This window comes from Bacteroidota bacterium (assembly GCA_039714315.1).
Classification (GTDB): Bacteria; Bacteroidota; Bacteroidia; order Flavobacteriales; family JADGDT01; genus JADGDT01.
In genome coordinates, this window is sequence record JBDLJM010000180.1 from 1 (window position 1) to 5,014 (window position 5,014).

General features: G+C 33.9%; 7 protein-coding genes. All 7 read left to right on the plus strand.

All coding sequences use genetic code 11. The features are described from left to right. The coding region (locus ABFR62_12845) for a SoxR reducing system RseC family protein (GenBank protein MEN8139311.1) at positions 1 to 358 on the plus strand (358 nt) is incomplete at its 5' end. Between the two features lie 5 nt (positions 359 to 363). Then, on the plus strand, positions 364 to 1,248 hold the full coding sequence (locus ABFR62_12850; GenBank protein ID MEN8139312.1) for a Fe-S cluster domain-containing protein: 885 nt from the start codon (positions 364 to 366) through the stop codon (positions 1,246 to 1,248). A gap of 5 nt (positions 1,249 to 1,253) precedes the next feature. Continuing rightward, positions 1,254 to 2,582: an electron transport complex subunit RsxC gene (gene rsxC / locus ABFR62_12855; GenBank protein MEN8139313.1), complete on the plus strand. Its 1,329-nt coding sequence runs from the start codon at positions 1,254 to 1,256 to the stop codon at positions 2,580 to 2,582. 2 nt (positions 2,583 to 2,584) lie between these two features. Then, positions 2,585 to 3,595 (plus strand): RnfABCDGE type electron transport complex subunit D, encoded by a 1,011-nt coding sequence (locus tag ABFR62_12860; GenBank protein ID MEN8139314.1) that lies wholly within the window; start codon positions 2,585 to 2,587, stop codon positions 3,593 to 3,595. 2 nt (positions 3,596 to 3,597) lie between these two features. Beyond that, a complete protein-coding gene (locus tag ABFR62_12865; GenBank protein MEN8139315.1) occupies positions 3,598 to 4,188 on the plus strand; it encodes an RnfABCDGE type electron transport complex subunit G in 591 nt (196 codons plus the stop codon). Between the two features lie 5 nt (positions 4,189 to 4,193). Then, a complete protein-coding gene (locus ABFR62_12870; GenBank protein ID MEN8139316.1) occupies positions 4,194 to 4,799 on the plus strand; it encodes an electron transport complex subunit E in 606 nt (201 codons plus the stop codon). A 2-nt stretch (positions 4,800 to 4,801) separates the two neighbouring features. Further along, on the plus strand, positions 4,802 to 5,014 hold a 213-nt coding region (locus tag ABFR62_12875; GenBank protein ID MEN8139317.1), incomplete at its 3' end, for an Rnf-Nqr domain containing protein.

The following is a 5,014-nucleotide window of genomic DNA, read 5'->3' on the forward strand; positions in this document are numbered from 1 at the left end:
CGTAACTGTTTCGTTAAAGGATAATATTAATTGTGCATCTTGTAATGCAAAATCTGCCTGTGGAATTTCCGGATCAAATTCAAAAGAAATTGAAGTTTTTACTACCAATCAATCTTTTTCAATTAATGAACCCGTCAATATTACCTTACAAAAGGAACTAGGCTTAAAAGCCGTTTTCTGGGCCTATTTTTTTCCTTTTATTTTAATGCTTATTGTTTTAATAATTGGTTCTGCCTTTTTTAAAGAATGGATTGTCGGTTTATTATCAATATTGATTTTAATACCCTATTATTTAATGCTTTATATATCAAAAGATTCATTTAAAAAAGCATTTAAAATTTCAATATTAAAACATTAGTAACCATGACAGATTCCGTTATATATAGTATTTTTTTATTGGCTTCTTTAGGGGGCATTGCAGCTATAGTTTTATATGTGGTTTCAAAGAAATTTTATGTTTATGAAAATCCTTTGATTGCTGAAGTAGATGAGCTGTTACCGGCAGCAAACTGTGCAGGATGTGGTTCGCCAGGCTGCAAGGCTTTTGCTGAAAAATTAGTAAATACCGAAGATATTTCCAACCTGTTTTGTCCCGTCGGTGGAAACGATGTAATGAAATCTATAGCCGATTTACTTGGTAAAGAAGTTACTAAAAAAGATCCTACAGTAGCTGTTCTTCTTTGTCAGGGCAGTTGTGATATGCGTCCAAAAACCACTCAGTTTCAAGGCCCGGAATCCTGTGCTATTTCTGCATTGGTTTTTAGCGGCGAAACCGATTGCCAATATGGATGTTTAGGTAAAGGTGATTGTGTTGAAGCATGTTTGTTTGAAGCCATGTATATGGATAAGGATACAGGATTACCGGTAATAATTACGGATAATTGTACTTCGTGTGGTGCCTGTGTTGAAGCATGCCCGAAGAATATTATTGAAATGCGTCCTAAAAATAAACGAGACCTGAAAATCTATGTGGGCTGTATGAATGAAGATAAAGGTGGAATAGCAAAAAAAGCATGTTCTGTTGCTTGTATTGGATGCTCAAAATGTTTTGATATTTGCCCTAAAGATGCAATAACCATGGATAACAATTTGGCTTATATCGATCCTTATTTATGCACGCTTTGCAGAAAATGTGTTGATGTATGCCCTACTAATTCAATCGTTGAAACAAATTTTCCTCCGAAAAAGAAGAAGGTTACCAATAAACCAAAAGAAACAACAGTAAATATAGAATCAGGAAAAAAATAAAACAGATGCAAAAAACATTTCCAAAAGGTGGAATTCATCCTGATGAAAATAAAATTACATCAGCGAAAGCAATTAAAAAATTAGCTTTACCTAAATCAGTTTATGTGCCAATTTCACAGCATATTGGTGTTCCTTCTGAAATAGTTGTAGAGAGAAAAGTTAAAGTGAAAATTGGTGATATAATTGCTAAAAGTAGTGGATTTGTCTCTACTAATATTCATTCTCCCGTAGCAGGAACAGTAACCAAATTAGATAAGATCGTTGATAGCAGCGGTTATAAAAGACAATGTATTGTAATAAGAACCGATGTAAAAGATCCTTCCAATTTTGAAGAAAATGATTTACCTCTAAAAAAAGAAATTGAATTATCACCAAAAGAGATTCTAAAACGTATCAATGATCATGGTATTGTCGGTTTAGGCGGAGCAACATTTCCTTCGCATGTTAAGCTAAACATTAAGGAAGATAATAAAATTGATCACTTAATTATTAACGGAGTTGAATGTGAACCATACTTAACAGCAGATCATAGATTAATGCTTGAAAAGGCAGAAGAAATCCTTATAGGGATTAAAATTTTAATGTATGCCACTCATATTGAAAGTGCCATTATCGGAATTGAAAACAACAAAAAAAATGCTATTAAAAATTTCAAAAAATTAACCAGAAATGAAAGAGGAATAGAAATAGCAGCATTAAGAGTAAAATACCCGCAAGGAAGTGAAAAACAATTGATTAAATCTCTGCTTAAAAGAGAAGTCCCAAAAAACGGCTTGCCTTTGGATGTGGGTGTTATTGTACAAAATGTCGGTACTATTTATGCAATTTATGAGGCGATTCAATACAATAAGCCATTAACAGAACGTGTTGTTACCGTTACCGGGAAAAGTTTAAAAGATCCCTCCAATTTTTGGGTGAAAATTGGAACACCTGTTAAAGATCTGATAGATGAAGTTGGCGGTTTACCCGAAGACACTCGTAAAATTGTAAATGGGGGACCTATGATGGGTAAAGCCATCAAAAACACGGATGTTCCGATCACAAAAGGCACCTCAGGTATTTTGGTAATTTCTGAAGAAGAAGCAGAAAGAAAAAAATCTAAAAATTGCATTCGCTGTGGCGAATGTGTTTTTGTTTGCCCTATGGGATTAGAACCACATTTACTGATGAATTTAACAGAAAAAAGAATGTATGAAAAAGCTGTTAGTGAAGATATCAAGACTTGTATTGAATGTGGCTCATGCAGTTATGTTTGTCCATCGCATCGACCATTATTAGATTATATCCGATTTGGAAAAAGTATTATAAAGAAACTTGAAACAAACAAAAATTAAAAATGAGTAATCAACCAATTATCATATCAGCTTCACCACATGTACATTCAGACAGAACTTCAAAAAAGTTAATGTATGATGTGGTTATTGCATTAATTCCGGCATTTTTGGTATCATTATATGTATTCGGAATAGGCGCATTGATAGTTACTTCAGTAGCAGTAATTTCTTGTTTACTGTTTGAGTTTTTAATTCAAAAATATTTATTAAAAACTACTACAACCATTAGCGATGGTTCTGCATTAATAACCGGAATTTTACTGGCTTTTAATCTACCTTCCAACTTACCTGTTTGGATGATCATTGTAGGTAGCCTGGTGGCAATTGCTGTTGCAAAGTTTTCATTTGGCGGACTGGGGTTCAATGTATTTAATCCTGCATTGGTTGGAAGAGTATTTTTATTGATCTCTTTTCCTGTACAGATGACTATGTGGCCAACTGCAGTTGAAAACAATACAACTATTGCTGATGCTGTTACCGGAGCAACACCTTTAGGGATTATTAAAGAAGGATTAATGTATGGAGAAACTATGACTGAGATCGGCTCTAAAATTCCGTCAAGTATAGACCTCTTTTTAGGGATAACAGGGGGTTCGCTAGGAGAAATGTCGGCGATAGCTTTGATTTTAGGAGGTTTGTTTTTGATAATTAGAAAAGTTATCACCTGGCATATCCCTGTTACAATGCTTGTTACAATAGCTGTCATGACAGCTATTTTCTGGCTTCTAAATCCCGAAAAAAATGCAAATCCGTTGATTCATCTACTTTCAGGAGGTGCAATTTTAGGTGCTTTCTTTATGGCTACCGATCTGGTTACAAGCCCGATGACAAAAAAAGGTATGGTGATCTTTGCCATTAGCATAGGAATATTAACAGTAGTCATAAGAAAGTTTGGCGCTTATCCCGAAGGTGTTTCATTTGCTATTTTAATAATGAATGCATTTGTACCACTAATTAATAAATTTTTCAAACCTCGTCGCTTTGGATCAAGAATTAAATCTAAAATAGTATAGTTATGGGTAAAAAGGAATCTTCTTTTATGAATATGCTAATATCTCTTCTGATCATAACAATAGTTGCAGGTTTTTCACTGGGATTTATAAACGACCTGACAAAAGGACCTAAAGCCAAAGCAAAATTGAAACGAAAAGTAAATGCAATAAAACTTGTATTACCGGATTTTAATAATAACCCTGTTCATGATGTAAAGCTCGTAAAAGCAATAAAAGCAAAAGATAGTGTTGAGATTTATCCTGCTTATAACAATAATGAATTAGTTGGTATCGCTGTTACAGGCTCGAGTGAAAAAGGATTTAGTGGTTTGATCAAGATCATGGTTGGTTTTTTACCCGAAGGCACTATCAAAAATATAGTTGTACTCGAACAAAAGGAAACTCCCGGTTTAGGTACAAAAATGAAAGATGAAAAATTTTTGAAACAGTTTAGAAATAAAGATCCTTCTAAAAATAATTTACAAGTCACTAAAGATGGAGGTGAAATCGATGCTTTAACGGGCGCTACGATAACTTCAAGGGCATTTAGCGAATCTGTTCAAATGGCTTTTGATGTTTACGAAAAGAATAAAGATTCACTTAAAGAAAATTAAGAACTATGTCAAACTCAATAGATCAAAAACAAAATTTCTTAAAAGGAGTTATTAAGGAAAATCCCGTTTTCGTTATGCTCCTGGGTATGTGCCCAACTTTAGGAGTAACCTCCTCGGCATTCAACGGACTAGGGATGGGGGTAGCTACACTATTTGTTTTACTGATGTCTAATATTGTAGTTTCACTCATTAAATCACAAATACCTGATAAAGTCAGAATTCCGGCATTTATCATAATTATCGCATCATTCGTAACCATTGTAGAAATGGTTTTAGAAGCATTTATCCCGTTTTTATACGAGCAACTGGGAATTTTTATCCCCTTAATTGTTGTGAATTGTCTGATACTGGGAAGAGCAGAAGCCTTTGCTTCAAAGAATAATTTATTGTCTTCGATAATTGATGCATTAGGAATGGGAATTGGTTTTGTATTGGCATTAACTCTTCTTGGTGCTACCCGTGAAATATTAGGTAATGGAAGTTTATTTGAAATGAAATTTGTTTCTGAAAATGCAAATACTTTTATATTATTTATACTACCGCCCGGGGCTTTTATTGCTTTAGCTTACCTGGCAGTGATATTCAATAAAGTTTCAATTAAAATATCATAACAATGGAATATATCATCATCTTAATAGCAGCTGTCTTTGTAAATAATATTGTATTATCACAATTTCTGGGAATATGTCCGTTTTTGGGAGTTTCCAATAAAGTATCCACCTCGGTAGGGATGTCAGGGGCAGTGTTATTTGTAATGACAATCGCTACTTTGGTAACATATCTGCTACATCAATATGTTTTAGCTCCGGCAGGAATGGATTATTTA